At 68.3% G+C, this 14,630-nt stretch carries 17 protein-coding genes and 1 other RNA gene; 12 read left to right on the top strand and 6 right to left on the bottom strand.

The genetic code is table 11. The features are described 5' to 3' along the window. Positions 1-32 precede the first annotated feature (32 nt). Positions 33-1,388 carry a methyl-accepting chemotaxis protein gene (locus AC1RRW_RS01410; RefSeq protein WP_492898452.1) on the top strand — a complete coding sequence of 452 codons (1,356 nt, stop codon included), beginning with the start codon at positions 33-35 and terminating at the stop codon, positions 1,386-1,388. Positions 1,389-1,394: 6 nt separating this feature from the next. On the opposite strand, the gene AC1RRW_RS01405 is transcribed toward AC1RRW_RS01410, so the two are convergent. From AC1RRW_RS01405 to AC1RRW_RS01385, 5 genes are all read right to left on the bottom strand, one after another. Continuing rightward, positions 1,395-2,213 carry a TIGR00282 family metallophosphoesterase gene (locus AC1RRW_RS01405; protein WP_492898450.1) on the bottom strand — a complete coding sequence of 273 codons (819 nt, stop codon included), beginning with the start codon at positions 2,211-2,213 and terminating at the stop codon, positions 1,395-1,397. A 57-nt stretch (positions 2,214-2,270) separates the two neighbouring features. Then, entirely contained in the window at positions 2,271-2,846 is a 576-nt protein-coding gene (locus AC1RRW_RS01400) for a 5-formyltetrahydrofolate cyclo-ligase (protein ID WP_492898448.1), read from the bottom strand. 8 nt (positions 2,847-2,854) lie between these two features. Next, positions 2,855-3,012, bottom strand: a non-coding RNA gene (ssrS, locus tag AC1RRW_RS01395) — 6S RNA. A gap of 51 nt (positions 3,013-3,063) precedes the next feature. Next, positions 3,064-3,432: a cell division protein ZapA gene (locus AC1RRW_RS01390; protein WP_492898446.1), complete on the bottom strand. Its 369-nt coding sequence runs from the start codon at positions 3,430-3,432 to the stop codon at positions 3,064-3,066. A 12-nt stretch (positions 3,433-3,444) separates the two neighbouring features. Then, positions 3,445-3,756 (bottom strand): DUF4164 domain-containing protein, encoded by a 312-nt coding sequence (locus AC1RRW_RS01385; RefSeq protein ID WP_492898445.1) that lies wholly within the window; start codon positions 3,754-3,756, stop codon positions 3,445-3,447. A 306-nt stretch (positions 3,757-4,062) separates the two neighbouring features. On the opposite strand from AC1RRW_RS01385, the gene tkt reads away from it, so the two are divergent. The 7 genes from tkt to fba all read left to right on the top strand — a co-directional run bounded on the left by tkt (position 4,063) and on the right by fba (position 10,944). Beyond that, positions 4,063-6,060, top strand: coding sequence for a transketolase (gene tkt, locus AC1RRW_RS01380; protein WP_492898443.1), 1,998 nt, complete (start codon positions 4,063-4,065; stop codon positions 6,058-6,060). Between the two features lie 116 nt (positions 6,061-6,176). After that, positions 6,177-7,187 carry a type I glyceraldehyde-3-phosphate dehydrogenase gene (gene gap, locus AC1RRW_RS01375; RefSeq protein ID WP_492898441.1) on the top strand — a complete coding sequence of 337 codons (1,011 nt, stop codon included), beginning with the start codon at positions 6,177-6,179 and terminating at the stop codon, positions 7,185-7,187. 289 nt (positions 7,188-7,476) lie between these two features. Next, positions 7,477-7,806 carry a hypothetical protein gene (locus AC1RRW_RS01370; RefSeq protein ID WP_492898439.1) on the top strand — a complete coding sequence of 110 codons (330 nt, stop codon included), beginning with the start codon at positions 7,477-7,479 and terminating at the stop codon, positions 7,804-7,806. A 2-nt stretch (positions 7,807-7,808) separates the two neighbouring features. After that, positions 7,809-8,276: a hypothetical protein gene (locus AC1RRW_RS01365; RefSeq protein ID WP_492898437.1), complete on the top strand. Its 468-nt coding sequence runs from the start codon at positions 7,809-7,811 to the stop codon at positions 8,274-8,276. Then, the gene (locus AC1RRW_RS01360; protein ID WP_492898435.1) at positions 8,273-9,463 is read left to right on the top strand and encodes a phosphoglycerate kinase; all 1,191 of its coding nucleotides are present in this window, start codon (positions 8,273-8,275) and stop codon (positions 9,461-9,463) included. The genes AC1RRW_RS01365 and AC1RRW_RS01360 overlap by 4 nt, the downstream gene beginning before the upstream one ends. Before the next feature lie 82 nt (positions 9,464-9,545). Further along, complete coding sequence (locus AC1RRW_RS01355) at positions 9,546-9,770, top strand: hypothetical protein (RefSeq protein ID WP_492898433.1); 225 nt, start codon at positions 9,546-9,548, stop codon at positions 9,768-9,770. 91 nt (positions 9,771-9,861) lie between these two features. Further along, positions 9,862-10,944, top strand: a complete 1,083-nt coding sequence (fba, locus tag AC1RRW_RS01350; protein ID WP_492898431.1) for a class II fructose-bisphosphate aldolase — start codon at positions 9,862-9,864, stop codon at positions 10,942-10,944. Between the two features lie 54 nt (positions 10,945-10,998). Here the strand turns inward: fba and AC1RRW_RS01345 are convergent, their stop codons facing one another. Further along, positions 10,999-11,778, bottom strand: coding sequence for a sulfite exporter TauE/SafE family protein (locus tag AC1RRW_RS01345; protein ID WP_492898429.1), 780 nt, complete (start codon positions 11,776-11,778; stop codon positions 10,999-11,001). A gap of 150 nt (positions 11,779-11,928) precedes the next feature. Here AC1RRW_RS01345 and ruvC point away from each other — a divergent pair, with 150 nt between their 5' ends. From ruvC to ruvB, 4 genes are read left to right on the top strand one after another with little or no spacing between them, the layout of a single operon-like run. Further along, positions 11,929-12,444, top strand: a complete 516-nt coding sequence (gene ruvC / locus AC1RRW_RS01340; protein ID WP_492898427.1) for a crossover junction endodeoxyribonuclease RuvC — start codon at positions 11,929-11,931, stop codon at positions 12,442-12,444. 36 nt (positions 12,445-12,480) lie between these two features. Next, on the top strand, positions 12,481-13,098 hold the full coding sequence (gene ruvA / locus AC1RRW_RS01335; protein WP_492898425.1) for a Holliday junction branch migration protein RuvA: 618 nt from the start codon (positions 12,481-12,483) through the stop codon (positions 13,096-13,098). Then, entirely contained in the window at positions 13,095-13,583 is a 489-nt protein-coding gene (locus tag AC1RRW_RS01330) for a GNAT family N-acetyltransferase (RefSeq protein ID WP_492898423.1), read from the top strand. Before ruvA ends, AC1RRW_RS01330 begins: the two co-directional genes overlap by 4 nt. Further along, positions 13,580-14,629: a Holliday junction branch migration DNA helicase RuvB gene (gene ruvB / locus AC1RRW_RS01325; RefSeq protein ID WP_492898421.1), complete on the top strand. Its 1,050-nt coding sequence runs from the start codon at positions 13,580-13,582 to the stop codon at positions 14,627-14,629. Before AC1RRW_RS01330 ends, ruvB begins: the two co-directional genes overlap by 4 nt. The last annotated feature ends 1 nt before the right edge of the window (position 14,630 follow it).

Genomic DNA, 14,630 nt, shown 5'->3' with positions numbered 1-14,630 from the left:
GCTCCGGCGCTGTTTCAGGCTTCAGGAACCCGGTGCCTTACTCTCCGATCACGGAACAGGATCAGCGCTTTCGCGCCTTCCAGATCGATCCGACCGACCTCGCCTTGCTGCGCAAGCAGGGCGGATTCGCGCATGCGCGCCTGCCGACCCTGCTGCCCGAACTCGATTCGCATTTCGAGCCCTGGCCCGAGATTCGTCGCGCATTCGCCTCGCCGGACGTTCACGAGGCCCGGCTCGCGCACTGGATCAGGCTTGTGTCGGGGGAGCTCGTCGACGGCTTCATGGAATCGGCCGAGCGCCTGGCCCAGGCCTTCCAGCGCCATGGCGTGCCGGCCTATGCGGTCGCGATCTGCCACGCCATCGTGACCAACCACATCGGCAAGGAGATGGGGCTCGATCGCGACGCGCTTCAGAAGATGAACGGCTTCTGGAAGCGCAAGGATTTCATGCGGCGCATCGCCGTGCGCGCGGCGTTGAACAAGGCAACGCAGTTCGATCTCGAGCTGCTGCTCGAAACCTATGCCGAGGTCCAGCGCCAGAGCCGGGAGCAGTCCCGCGGCGAGATCGCCGCCTTCGCGGTCACGGTGCGCGAGGTGGTCGGCGCGGTCCATGCCGGCGCCGGCGCGGTCGAAAGCCTGGCCAGGAGGATGAACGGCGTGGTCCAGGACGCCGGCGCTCATTCCGTCGTCGCGGTCCGCGCCTCGGACGACGCCTCGACGAGCGTCCAGAGCGTCGCCAGCGCCACCGCGGAACTGTCGATCTCGCTCGACGAGGTCGCGCGCGAGGTCACGCGCGCCGCCGCGATGGCCGAGGACGCCAACGCCGCGGCGGTGAAGACCGACGTCATCGTCAAGAGCCTGGCGCGCTCGGCCGAAACCATCGGGGCTATGGTCGAGATCATCCGCGCCATCGCCAGCCAGACCAACCTGCTCGCGCTCAACGCCACGATCGAGGCGGCGCGGGCCGGCGAAAGCGGGCGCGGCTTCGCCGTGGTCGCGACCGAGGTCAAGCAGCTCTCGGCCCGCACCGCCCAGGCGACCGACGACATCGCCGCCCAGGTGCCGGCGATGCAGGCGGCGACCCGCGAGGCCGTGGCCGCGATCGAGAGCATCGCCGCCTTCGTGCGCCATATGAACGGCACCGCCTCGGCGATCGCCGGCGGCATCGACGAGCAGCGCTCGGCCACGGACGAGATCGCGCGCAGCGTCAGCCAGGCCGCGCTCGGCGCGCAGGAGGTGGCGCAGACGATCTGCGGCGTCAGCGACATGGTCCAGCAGGCCGGGGACGGCGTCACCGAGGTGCTCGGCGTCGCCGGCACGCTGGCGCGGCAGGCATCCGCCCTGACCGAAGCCTTCGACAGCCTGATGCGCCGCAGCGACGCCGCCTGACGGCCGCTACTCCCAGCCGGGCAGCGCCTCGGAGAGATGCGGCCCGATCCGGACCGGCCAGACCGCCTTCGCCAGTCCGGTCGCGTCGTCGATCTCGACCGCGACGCCCGACAGCGTGCCGGGGCCGGTCGCGGGCTCCATGCGCGCGCCCGGCGTCTTCTGCAGGAAGCGCCGGATCGGCTCCTCCTTCTGCATGCCGAGCACCGAATCATAGTCGCCGCACATGCCGGCGTCCGACTGATAGGCGGTGCCGGCGGACAGGATGCGGGTGTCGGCGGTCGGCGTGTGGGTGTGCGTTCCGACGACAAGGCTGGCGCGCCCGTCGACGAAATAGGCCATCGCCTGCTTCTCGCTGGTCGCCTCGGCATGGATGTCGACGATCACGGCGTCGGCGACCTCGCCGAGCGGGCAGGCCGACAATTCGCGCTCGATCGCGGCGAAGGGGTCGTCCAGCGCATCCATGAAGATGCGGCCCATGACGTTGACGACGAGCACGCGCGCGCCGTTGCGGGCCTCGATCACGCTCGCGCCGCGGCCGGGCGTGCCGGACGGGTAGTTGGCCGGCCGGATCAGCCGGTCCTGGCGCTCGATGAAGACGAGCGCCTCGCGCTGGTCCCAGGAATGGTTGCCGAGCGTCACGGCGTCGGCGCCGGCCGCCAGCAATTCGTCGCAGATCGCCTCGGTGATGCCGAAGCCGCCGGCCGCGTTCTCGCCGTTGATCACGACGCAGTCGAGGCTCCAGCGCTCGCGCAGGGACGGCAGGCGCTCCTGCACGGCGATCCGCCCGGGGCGGCCGACGACGTCGCCGAGAAAGAGAAAACGCATGGGAGGAAACCCGGGCCAGCTGCGGACACCCTTCCGTGGCGCGTCCCGGCGGCGGAATCAACCGCAGCGGATCGTTTCCGCTTCCGTCACGATCCAGTCGAGCCGCCGGTCATGGGGCTCGTCAGGCACCGCGTCGATCTCCTGCGCGGCATAGGCGATGCCGATGCTGGTGACGGGACCGAGTTCGGTGAGCTTCGCGTCGTAATGGCCCTTGCCGTAGCCGATGCGGTAGCCGCGCCGGTCGAAGGCGGCCAGCGGCGCCAGCAGGATCGTCGGAATCACGATGGGCTGTTCCGGTTGCGGAACCAGCGTGCCGAAGCCGCCGGGAACGATCGGCTCCCACGGCGCCCAGCGCCGGAAGATCATGCGCCCGGCGACGATGGCCGGCAGGCAGAGCGGCATGCCGCGCTCGTGCAGTCCCTCCAGGATCGGGCGCGGATCGGCCTCGGAGCGCATCGGCCAATAGGCGGAAACGGGGCCACCAGCGGCAAGGGCGGCCAGTGCGAGCGCGCGCTCGCAAATCGCCTCGTCCCAGATCAGGCGGTCGTCGAGCTCAAGCGCGTCGCGGCGCGCCAGCGAGGCATCGCGCATGGCCGATTTGCGGCTGGCGGAGTTGTCGGGGGACATCGTCATGGAAACAGCGCTGAGCCACCTTGGCCGTGGAGATTTCGATCCCGGGACACCTACTGAAGTAGGTGGGCGCCGTGTGTCCGAGTCCAGGGACCCGGTCAGGGACAGCTCCCTAGGGAGTCGTATGGGCCCGGGAATACAGTTCCTCGCACGCACCAGGCAGCCCAGCCCGATCAATCTAGGCTCGGGCGAGCCAAAGCGCCAGTGCGCGTTCGGGCTTTTAGCCGGCGGGATTCGCGACCAGGCTCTTCGCCACGGTCTCGATCCGCTCGGCCGCCGCGACCAGGGCCTGCGCCGCCTTGTCCTCGACCTCGGCGAGGCGCTGGTCGGCCGCCCCCGCATCGCCATGGAGGTCGGCCAGCCGCGTCTCCAGCCCGGCGACGCGCTGCCGGAGTTCGGCGACCTCGTCGGCGACCATCAGCGCCGCCATGACATGCAGCCGCATGTCGCCGATCTCGCCGAAAGCCTGGCGCATCTCCTCGATCTTGCCGTCGTAGAGCCGGGCGAGGTCCTCCAGATGCGGCTCCTCGCCCTCGCCGCAGGCCATGCGGTAGGCCTTGCCGGCGATGGTGACGTTGACCTGCGGCATCGGGTTCCCCGCTCAGTGCTCGAGATGCGGCTGTGGCGGCTGCGCATGGTCCTGCGCCCGCGCCACCACCGCGCCGACGACGTTGATCGCCCGCTCCAGCCGCTGCTCGACCTCGCGGGCGGCGCCCTCGACCTGAGCGACGCGCGCCATCGCGCCGTCGAGCTCCGACGCCAGCCGCGCGCGGTCGTCCTGCATCAGGGTGAGCTCGGTTTCGAGATGGGCGCGACCGCGTTCCGCCTCTATCCGGCGGCGGGCGGCGGCCTCCAACTGAGCGAGCGCGCCGTCGAGTCGCGCCAGCGCATTGTCCAGCATCAGGCTCGCCACGGCCGTTCCCCCTTGTCCCGATCCAAGCCGGCTCACACGATTCGTAACGAAGCCTAGCGCATCCTGACCCAAAGCGGGAATCGGAGCCGGAAGGAGCAACCCGAAACCAAGGGCTTGGCCGCGATCGCTGAGTTGCGGCATCCGGCGCGGAACGCGGCTCGTCCCGGTTGCGTCGCCCGGCGCGAATTGACTCACGCCGAGGCGGCAGCCTAATCGGGCCGCCCGCCCGACACGGCCGCTGAATCGAACCGTCGCTGCCTCGCCCGCGCAGGACCCGCCCATCCGCCAGACGGAGCCCGGAACGCCATGACCACGATCGACCGCAAGCAGCACGACAAGCTCGCCAACGCCATCCGCTCGCTCGCGATGGACGGCGTCGAGCAAGCTAAGTCCGGCCATCCCGGTCTGCCGATGGGCGCGGCCGACGTCGCGACCGTGCTGTTCACGCGGGTCATGAAATACGACGCGGCCGATCCGCGCTGGCCCGACCGCGACCGCTTCGTGCTCTCGGCCGGCCACGGCTCGATGCTGCTCTACGCGCTGCTCTATCTCACCGGCGTGCCGGGCATGGAGCTCGCCGATCTGAAGAAATTCCGTCAGCTCGAATCGAAGACGCCGGGGCATCCCGAGAACTTCATGACGGCCGGCATCGAGACGACCACCGGCCCGCTCGGCCAGGGGCTCGCCACGGCAGTCGGCATGGCGATGGCCGAGCGCATGCTCGCCGGAGAGTTCGGCAGGAAGGTCGTCGACCACCACACCTATGTGCTCGCCTCCGACGGCGACCTGATGGAGGGCATCAGCCAGGAGGCGATCGCGCTCGCCGGGCACCAGAAGCTCGCCAAGCTGATCGTGCTCTGGGACGATAACGGCATCTCGATCGACGGGCCGCTGACGATCACGGATTCGGTCGACCAGGTCGCGCGCTTCAAGGCCTGTGGCTGGCGCGCCGAGCGCGTCGACGGGCATGATCCAGACGCGATCGAGGCCGCGCTCCGCCGGGCGCGGAAGTCCAGCAAGCCGACCATGATCGCCTGCAGGACGATCATCGGCTTCGGCGCGCCCAAGAAGCAGGGCACCTCCAAGGCGCATGGAGAGGCGCTGGGGGCGGAAGAGCTCGCCGCCGCCAAGCAGAAGCTCGGCATCGCCGGCGGGCCGTTCGAGGTCGCGGCCGACGTGCTGAAGGCCTGGCGCGGCCATGGCTCGGCCGGGGCCGGCGCGCATGCCGACTGGAAGACGCGCCATGGCGCGCTGTCGGAGCGCAAGCGCGCCGATTTCGACCGCCGCCAGATCCATGGCGTGCCGGCCAGGCTCGACAAGGCGATCCTCGCCCATAAGAAGGCGCTGCTCGCCGCCCCGCAGGCGGTCGCGACCCGCAAGGCCTCGGAGCTGGCGCTGGAAGCGATCCTGCCGGTCATGCCGGAGCTGGTGATGGGCTCGGCGGATCTCACGCCCTCGAACAACACCCGCACCAAGGCGGCCGAGGACTTCACGCCGAAGACGCCGAAGGGCCGCTATGTCCGCTACGGCATCCGCGAGCACGGCATGGCCGCCGCGATGAACGGCATCACCCTGCATGGCGGCTTCCGTGCCGCCGGCGGCACCTTCCTGGTCTTCGCCGACTATGCCCGGCCTTCGATGCGGCTCGCCGCGTTGATGGGACTGCCGGTCGTTTACGTCATGACTCATGATTCGATCGGCCTCGGCGAGGACGGGCCGACGCATCAGCCGGTCGAGCATCTCGCCTCGCTGCGCGCGATGCCGAAGATGCGTGTGTTCCGCCCGGCCGACGCGGTCGAGACGGCCGAAGCCTGGCAGCTCGCGCTGGAGCGCGCCGACGGGCCGACCGTGCTGGCGCTCTCCCGCCAGAACCTGCCGCAGTTGCGCACCGACGCGAGCGCGAAGAACCGCAGCGCGGCCGGCGGCTACGAACTGCTGGCGGCCGAGGGCGGCAAGGCGCAGGTCTCGCTCTTCGCCACGGGTTCGGAGGTCGAGATCGCGGTCGCCGCCCGCAAGCTCCTGGCGGAAAAGGGCGTGCGCGCCCGCGTCGTCTCGGTGCCGTCGCTCGAACTTCTGCTGGAGCAGGACGAGGCGACGCAGGCCGCCGTGATCGGTAGCGCGCCGATCCGGATCGCGGTCGAGGCCGGCGTCCGCTTCGGCTGGGACGCGGTGATCGGCCATGGTGGCGGCTTCGTCGGCATGCGCTCCTTCGGGGCGAGCGGCCCTTACAAGGATGTTTACAGGCATTTCGGCATCACGGCCGAGGCGATCGTTGAGGCCGCCATGAAGCGGCATAACGGCTGATATTCGCGCTGAGCGGGTCTTCTGCGCGCAAAGCACTTGCGCTTCGCCCCATTCTGGCCGATTTGCCCGCGTGAATGGCGCTCGCGCGCCGTGAACCGGCGAAGGAGAGGATTGAGATGACGGTCAAGGTGGCGATCAACGGCTTCGGCCGCATCGGGCGCAACGTTCTGCGCGCGATCATCGAGTCGAAGCGCAAGGACATCGAGGTCGTCGCGATCAATGATCTCGGCCCGGTCGAGACCAACGCCCATCTCTTCCGCTTCGACTCCGTCCATGGCCGCTTCCCGGGCACGGTGACGGTCTCGGGCGACACGATCGATGTCGGCCGCGGCCCGATCAAGGTCACCGCGATCCGCGACCCCAAGGAACTGCCGCACAAGACGCTCGGCGTCGACATCGCCTTGGAATGCACCGGCATCTTCACCACCCGCGACAAGGCCGCCGCCCATCTCGCCGCCGGCGCCAGGCGCGTGCTGGTCTCGGCGCCCTGCGACGGCGCCGACCTCACCGTGGTCTACGGCGTCAACCACGGCGCGCTGACGGCCGAGCACCTCGTCGTCTCGAACGCGTCCTGCACCACGAACTGCCTGGCCCCCGTCGTGAAGGTGCTGCAGGACGCGATCGGCATCGACAAGGGCTTCATGACCACGATCCATGCCTATACCGGCGACCAGCCGACGCTCGACACGATGCACAAGGATCTCTATCGCGGCCGCGCCGCGGCGCTCTCGATGATCCCGACCTCGACCGGCGCCGCCAAGGCGATCGGCCTCGTCATCCCCGAGCTGAAGGGCCGTCTCGACGGCACCTCGATCCGCGTTCCGACCCCCAACGTCTCGGTGGTCGACTTCAAGTTCATCTCCAAGCGCAGGACCACGGTCGAGAAGGTCAACGGGGCGATCCTGAAGGCGAGCAGGCGCGGCCCGCTCAAGGGCATCCTCGCCATCACCGACCAGCCCAACGTCTCGATGGACTTCAACCACGACCCGGCCTCGTCGACCTTCGCGCTCGACCAGACCAAGGTCATGGACGACAAGTTCGTCCGCGTGCTGGCCTGGTATGATAATGAGTGGGGCTTCTCGAACCGCATGAGCGACACGGCGGTCGCGATGGCGAAGCTGATATAGTTGCCCAAGGGGGCTGAATGACGGCTGCGCGCAAGAGTCAGCAAGAGCTGATCGATCTCATAGCTCCACCGATTTCCCAACATCGCTTGCGTGCGGTGCGGCAATCAGCGTCTCGCATTGATCGATCAACCCGAGCGCGGTGTCACCACGGCAATTCCGCTTTATGGTCCGGGAGATCGTCTCCCGGGTCGTAGTCTGCCTGCGGATGCCGTTACCTTGGCATGCACGAATTGTGGTCATGTAGAACAGTTTTTACTGAGCTTCCTCGATCCTGCAGGGAGCGAAATCGATGGGTGAAATCGTCCCGTTCAAATCGGGCGATGGCAGTGGTGCTGGACCGGAGGATCCCATGTTGGAACGTGTGATCGTTTTGGAAGAGGGCCAGAAACGAACCAACGCGACGCTCGATAAAATCAACGAGCGCCTCATTGGAATAGAGGCTGAACTCAAACATCTGCCAAAGTCCGCCGACTACGCCACATTGAAGGCCGATGTCGCCCGTATCGACGGTAAGCTGTCAAACATTCCAACCATGTGGCAGCTGCTCACCATGGTTGTCAGCACCTGGGCTGCCGGGGCTGCAATCGTCTTCACCATCTTCAGATTTGCCGGGAAATGATCATGTCCGATCCGAAAGCCGCAGCGCGTATCGAGCCGCCCGTTGCAGAGCCAGTCACGGTAAGCCCCGTACCTACTCCTATCACCCCCTATGTCGTGGGAACGGCGACGCCGGCCGCGCCGGCCGAGGCGCCCGTCGCGAGGGAACCGCGCCAGCTCGACCAACTCTCCCGCATCGAGGAGAAGGCGGCGCGCATCGAGGAGAAGTTCGCCCGCTACGAGGCGGTCCTGACCCGGGCCGAGGCCTCGTTGGAGCGCAGCGCCCAGAAGGTCGACGCCGCCGCCGGCGCCATGGACTTCGCCTCGATCCGCGGCGAGATCGCGGCATTGCGCGAGCGCGTCGATGCGACGCCGCGTGGCGCGACGCTGTTCACCACCGCGATCGTGACCGCCGTGCTGACCGTGGTCCTCACCGTGCTCGTGCTGAAATACGGCGTGCCGGGCGTGATTCCGGGCCTGCTGCCGCGATGAGCTTCAAGACGCTCGACGACGCCGATCTCGCGGGCAAGCGCGCGCTTGTCCGGGTCGATCTCAACGTGCCGATGGAGAACGGCGAGGTCTCCGACACGACCCGGATCGACCGCATCCTGCCGACGATCCGCGAAATCTCGGCCAAGGGCGGCAAGGTCGTGCTGCTGGCGCATTTCGGCCGGCCCAAGGGCCGCGACCCCAAGGACAGCCTGAAACAGGTCGTGCCGGCGCTGGCGCATGCGCTGGGCCAGCCGGTGACCTTCGTCGACGACTGCGTCGGCGAGGACGTCGCGAGGGCCGTCGCCGCCGCCAAGAACGGCGATGTGCTGCTGCTGGAGAACACCCGTTTCCACGCCGGCGACGAGAAGAACGACGAAAGTTTCGTCAAGGCGCTGGCCGCCAATGGCGACCTCTTCGTCAACGACGCCTTTTCCGCCGCGCACCGGGCCCACGCCTCGACCGAGGGGCTCGCCCATGTCCTGCCGGCCTATGCCGGCCGGACCATGCAGGCGGAGCTGGAGGCGCTCTCGGCCGGTCTCGACAATCCGGCGCGGCCCGTTATGGCGATCGTCGGCGGCGCGAAGGTCTCGACCAAGCTCGACCTGCTCGGCAACCTCGTGAAGAAGGTCGACGTGCTCGCCATCGGCGGCGGCATGGCCAACACGTTCCTGGCGGCGCGCGGCGTCGATGTCGGCAAGTCGCTCTGCGAGCACGACCTTGTCGCGACCGCCCGCGCGATCGAGGAGAAGGCCAAGGCCGCCGGCTGCGAGATCCTGCTGCCGGTCGACGCGCTGGTGGCGCGCGAGTTCAAGGCCAATCCCGGCCATCGCGTCGTGCCCGTGAGCGAGGTCGCGGCCGACGAGATGATCCTCGACGCAGGCCCGCTGAGCGTCGCCGAGGTCGTGCTGAAGCTCGATTCCGTCAAGACGCTGGTCTGGAACGGACCGTTCGGCGCGTTCGAGCTCACTCCCTTCGACACGGCTACGGTGACTGTCGCCAAGGCGGCGGCCGAACGCGTCGAGGCCGGCGAGCTGGTCGCGGTGGCTGGCGGCGGCGACACGGTCGCGGCGATGAACCATGCCGGCGTGGCCGACGAGCTGAGCTATGTCTCGACGGCGGGCGGAGCCTTTCTCGAGTGGATGGAAGGCAAACCGCTGCCGGGTGTCGAGGCGCTGCGGAAGGCCTGATAGATCTCCCGATTGCCCTTGCGGCAAGCTGCGTTTATGTTATGTTCCTGTTCTGCGTGCTTTCTGTGAAGGTAGCGCATCAATGAGCGAGAACGTGCAGACGGCGACGTTCGATATCCTGAAGAGCATTCAGGCGAAGCTTGTCGATCATGATAAGCGCTTCGACGAGCTTGGCGAACTCGCTCGTAAGCAGCGTCGCGACACGGCTGGCCTGCTCGACATGGCGAAGGCCACGACCGGACAGTTCGCCGAAGGCCTCGCCGCTGTCGAGGAACGCGTCGCGGCTCTGGAAGCGCGGGGCCGCTAGAGCTTCACCCTGCCCGCCGCTTTCGCTTTGCCTTGACCGCGCATCCGCTCTAAATCCTCCCGGAAAGCAAACGCCACTCCGGGAGGATACCTTGGCCCGCATCACGCTCCGCCAACTGCTCGACCATGCCGCCGAGAACGACTACGGCGTGCCCGCCTTCAACATCAACAACATGGAGCAGGCGCTGGCGATCATGGCCGCGGCGCACGCGACCGACGCGCCGGTCATCATCCAGGCCTCGCGCGGCGCGCGTTCCTACGCCAACGATGTCATGCTCAAGCACATGATGGACGCGGTCACCGAGATCTATCCCCACATCCCGGTCTGCGTGCATCTCGATCACGGCAACGAGCCGGCGACCTGCATGACCGCGATCCAGGCCGGCTTCACCTCCGTCATGATGGACGGCTCGCTCAAGGCCGACGGCAAGACGCCGGGCGACTGGGACTACAATGTCGAGGTCACGAAGACGGTGACGGAGATGGCCCATCTCGGCGGCATCTCGGTCGAGGGCGAGCTCGGCGTGCTCGGCTCGCTGGAGAGCGGCGAGGGCGAGAAGGAGGACGGCCACGGCTTCGAGGGCAAGCTCTCCCACGACCAGCTCCTGACCAATCCGGAGGAGGCGGTGAAGTTCGTCGCCGAGACCAAGGTCGATGCGCTCGCCATCGCCATGGGCACCTCGCACGGCGCCTACAAGTTCACGCGCAAGCCCGACGGCGCGATCCTGGCGATGCATGTCATCGAGGAGATCCACGCCAAGCTGCCGAACATGCACCTCGTCATGCACGGCTCGTCCTCGGTGCCGCAGGATCTGCAGGACATCATCAACCAGTATGGCGGCAAGATGCCCCAGACCTGGGGCGTGCCGGTCGCCGAGATCCAGCGCGGCATCAAACATGGCGTCCGCAAGATCAACATCGACACCGACAACCGCATGGCGATGACCGGCCAGATCCGGAAGATTCTGTCCGAGAACCCTGGCGAGTTCGATCCGCGCAAATATCTGAAGCCCGCCATGGAGGCGATGACGACGCTGTGCAAGCTGCGTCTTCAGGAGTTCAACACCGCCGGCCAGGCGAGCAAGATCAAGCGCGTCGCGACCACGGCCGAAATGGCCAAGCGCTACGCCAAGGGCGAACTCGACCCGACCTTCGGGGCGCAAAAGGCGGCCTGACGCCGCGCATCCTCGCCATGGCCGGGCATGCCCGGGCCATGGCGCGGCTCCCGCTCAGCGGCCGATGAGCCCGTCCCAGAGCGGCAGGCTGACCGCCGCGCTCAAGAAGATCACGAGGTAGGCGATGCGCCGGAACGTCGTTTCGGTGGCAAGGCCGAAGGCATGCGTCCCGGCCCACATGCCCAGCCCGTAGACCGCGATCAGCGGCAGCGACATCAGTAGCGCCGCCTTGGTCAGGATGCCGGTCAGCCATAGCGTCATGCCGCTGATCAGGGTCGAAAGGCCGAAGAAGGTCTGCAGGTTGGCGCGGGTCTTGTGCCGGTCGTTGCGCTGCGCGCCGAGCCAGAACACCGCGAGCGGCATGCCGCCGATGCTCGCCATGCCGTTGAACAGGCCTGACAAGACGCCGACGCCGAGCGAGAGCGGGATGCCGGGCCGTCCGTGATAACGCCAGCCCGACGCCATCAGCGCGACCGCGCCAAGCACCAGGCCGGCGAGCAGCCAGCGCATCGTCTCGCGGTCGAGCCAGATCAGCAGCCAGATGCCGGCCGGCAGCGCCAGCGTCGCGGTCAGCAGCAGCGGCGCGACCTCGCGCCATTCGGCCTGCCGGGCGTTGCGCGCCGCGATCGGCACGGCGAAGAGCACGTCGATGAACCAGATCAGCCCGAGCGCCGCGACCGGGCCGATCACCAGGCTCGCCAGCGGCATGAACACCATCGCGAAGCCGAAGCCGGTGAAGCCGCGCACCAGCCCGCCGAGCAGCGTCGCCGCGATCAGCGTGACGATGCCGGACGGCGCGAGCCCGGGAAAGGCGAGGGCGAGGAGCTGGGTCATGTGGCCAAGGCTGGCGGAGCGTCTCCGCACCAACAGCGAAGCCCGCCTCGCCACAACCCCCGATCCTGTGATGCGACCGATGCGCGCCGCTCATCGATCGTTAGGGGAGCCATGGAACAAACCATGTCCACAGGCTAGCGTGAGCGCCACATGATCCCACCGATTCGCATTCTCGGCATCGACCCAGGCCTCCGGAAGACCGGCTGGGGCGTCATCGTCAGCGAGGGCAGCAAGCTGTCCTTCCTCGCCTGCGGCTGCGTCGAGAGCGACCGGGACCTGCCGCTGGCGCAGCGGCTGCGGCAGTTGCATGACGGGCTCGGCGTGGTGATCGCGGCTCACGCGCCGGAGGAAGCCGCGGTCGAGGAGACCTTCGTCAACCGCGATCCGCAATCGGCGCTGAAGCTCGGCCAGGCGCGCGGCATCGCGCTGCTGGCGCCGGCGCTGGCGGGTCTAGGCGTCGCCGAATATGCCTCCAACCTCGTCAAGAAGACGGTGGTCGGCGTCGGTCACGCCGACAAGCGGCAGATCCAGGCGATGATCCGCGTGCTGTTGCCCAGGGCAGAGGCGAAGAGCGCCGACGCCGCCGACGCGCTCGCGGTCGCGATCTGCCATGCGCAGCATCGCGGCCTGCGTGTGCTCTCCGCGCAGATGCGCGCAAGCGCCTGACGCGATACAATCGATTCAGATGGGGCACATGGCGCGATGATCGGCAAGCTCAAGGGGCTGATCGATTCCTATGGCGAGGATTTCGTCATCCTCGACGTGCAGGGCGTCGGCTATGTCGTGCAGTGCTCGTCGCGCACCCTGCAGCGCCTGCCCAGGCAAGGCGAGGCGGCGGCGCTGTCGATCGAGACGCATGTCCGCGAGGACGCGATCCGGCTCTACGGCTTCCTGTCCGACAACGAGCGCGACTGGTTCCGGCTGATGCAGATGGTGCAGGGTGTGGGCGCCAAGGTCGCGCTCGCCATCCTGTCCACGCTGGAGCCCGGCGCTTTGGCGACCGCGATCGCGACCGGCGACAAGGCTGCGGTGGCGCGCGCGCCCGGCGTCGGTCCGAAACTCGCCCAGCGCATCTGCGCCGAGCTCAAGGACAAGGCGCCGGCCTTCGGCCATATCGATCCCGGCGTCGCGCAACTCGCCGGCGCGCTCGAAGACCGCAAGCTCCCCCAGCCGGTGGCGGACGCGGTCTCGGCGCTCGGCAATCTCGGCTATCCGCAGGCGCAGGCGGTTGCGGCCGTGGCCGCTGCGTCGCGCGCGGCGGGCGAGGGGGCGGGCACGGCGCAACTGATCAGGCTCGGGCTGAAGGAGCTGGCGAAGTGACTTCGGCTTCTCCCGAGATTGTCCGCGATATCGAAGACAAGTCGGCGTTCCTGGCGCTGATGCAGCGCCATTGGGGCTCGCATCGGATGATGATTGGGCTGAAGGTCTATGACTGCGCCGAGCTGCCGCTGACCGGCCTTTTCGCCTCGTCCGGCGAGCTTCTGGCGGTGGCGAGCTGGGCGATGGACGGCGATCTCGCCGTTCTATGTGCGCTTCACGCTCTGTCGCCGGGGCAGGGCGCTGCGATCCGGCTGCTCGAGGCGGTCAAGACGGCGGCGAAATCCAGGGGTGCGCTCAAACTGCGCGCGATGCTGACCAACGACAATCTGCCGGCGCTCGGCTTCTACCAGAAGCAGGGTTTCCGCTTTTCGGGGCTCTATATCGAGGCGATCGACCATTACCGCTCGGTGATCCCGAGCATCATCAGGACGGGGCATCAGGATATCCCGGTGCGGGATGCGCTCGAGCTGGAGATCGGGTTGTGAGCGAGACGCACCGTCCCGGCCTCCTCACTCCCGAACGCCGCGACGACGACAGCGAGACCTCGCTGCGGCCGCTCTCGCTCGCCGATTTTACCGGCCAGGCGGCGGCGCGGGCGAACCTTCAGGTCTTCATCAACGCCGCCAGGTCGCGCGGCGACGCGCTCGACCACGTCCTCTTCGTCGGGCCGCCGGGGCTGGGCAAGACGACGCTGGCGCAGATCGTGGCGCGCGAGCTCGGCGTCAATTTCCGCTCGACCTCCGGTCCGGTGATCGCCAAGGCCGGCGACCTCGCGGCGCAACTGACCAATCTCGAGGAGCGCGACGTGCTCTTCATCGACGAGATCCACCGGCTCAACCCGGCGGTGGAGGAGATCCTCTATCCGGCGATGGAGGACTACCAGCTCGACCTGATCATCGGCGAGGGGCCGGCCGCCCGTTCGGTCAAGATCGACCTGCCGAAATTCACCCTCGTCGGCGCGACGACCCGGCAGGGCCTGCTGACGACGCCTTTGCGCGACCGCTTCGGCATTCCGATCCGGCTGCAGTTCTACACCGTCGAGGAGTTGCAGGGCATCGTGGCGCGCGGCGCGCGGGTGCTCGGCGTCGGCATGTCGGAAGACGGGGCCAACGAGATCGCGCGGCGCTCGCGGGGGACGCCGCGCATCGCCGGCCGCCTGCTCAGGCGGGTGCGCGACTTCGCCATCGTCGACGGCGACCCGGTGGTGACGCGCTCCGTCGCCGACAAGGCGCTCTCGCTGCTCGATGTCGACGCGATCGGGCTCGACACCATGGACCGGCGCTACCTCGCCACGGTCGCGATCAATTTCGGCGGCGGCCCGGTCGGGATCGAGACCATCGCCGCCTCGCTCTCGGAGCCGCGCGACGCGATCGAGGAGATCATCGAGCCCTTCCTGTTGCAGCAGGGCTTCATCCAGCGCACCCCGCGCGGCCGGCTGCTGACGCCGCATGCGTTCAGGCATCTCGGCATGCCGGAGCCGGCGCGCGACGCGGCGCAGTTCGGGCTGTTCGGGGATGGGGGGGAGGGGTGAG

It is taken from the genome of Allobosea sp. GW821-FHT12C12 (assembly GCF_058807355.1).
Note: the sequence above shows the minus strand (reverse complement) of the source record. Positions and strands in the feature narration are given on the sequence as shown.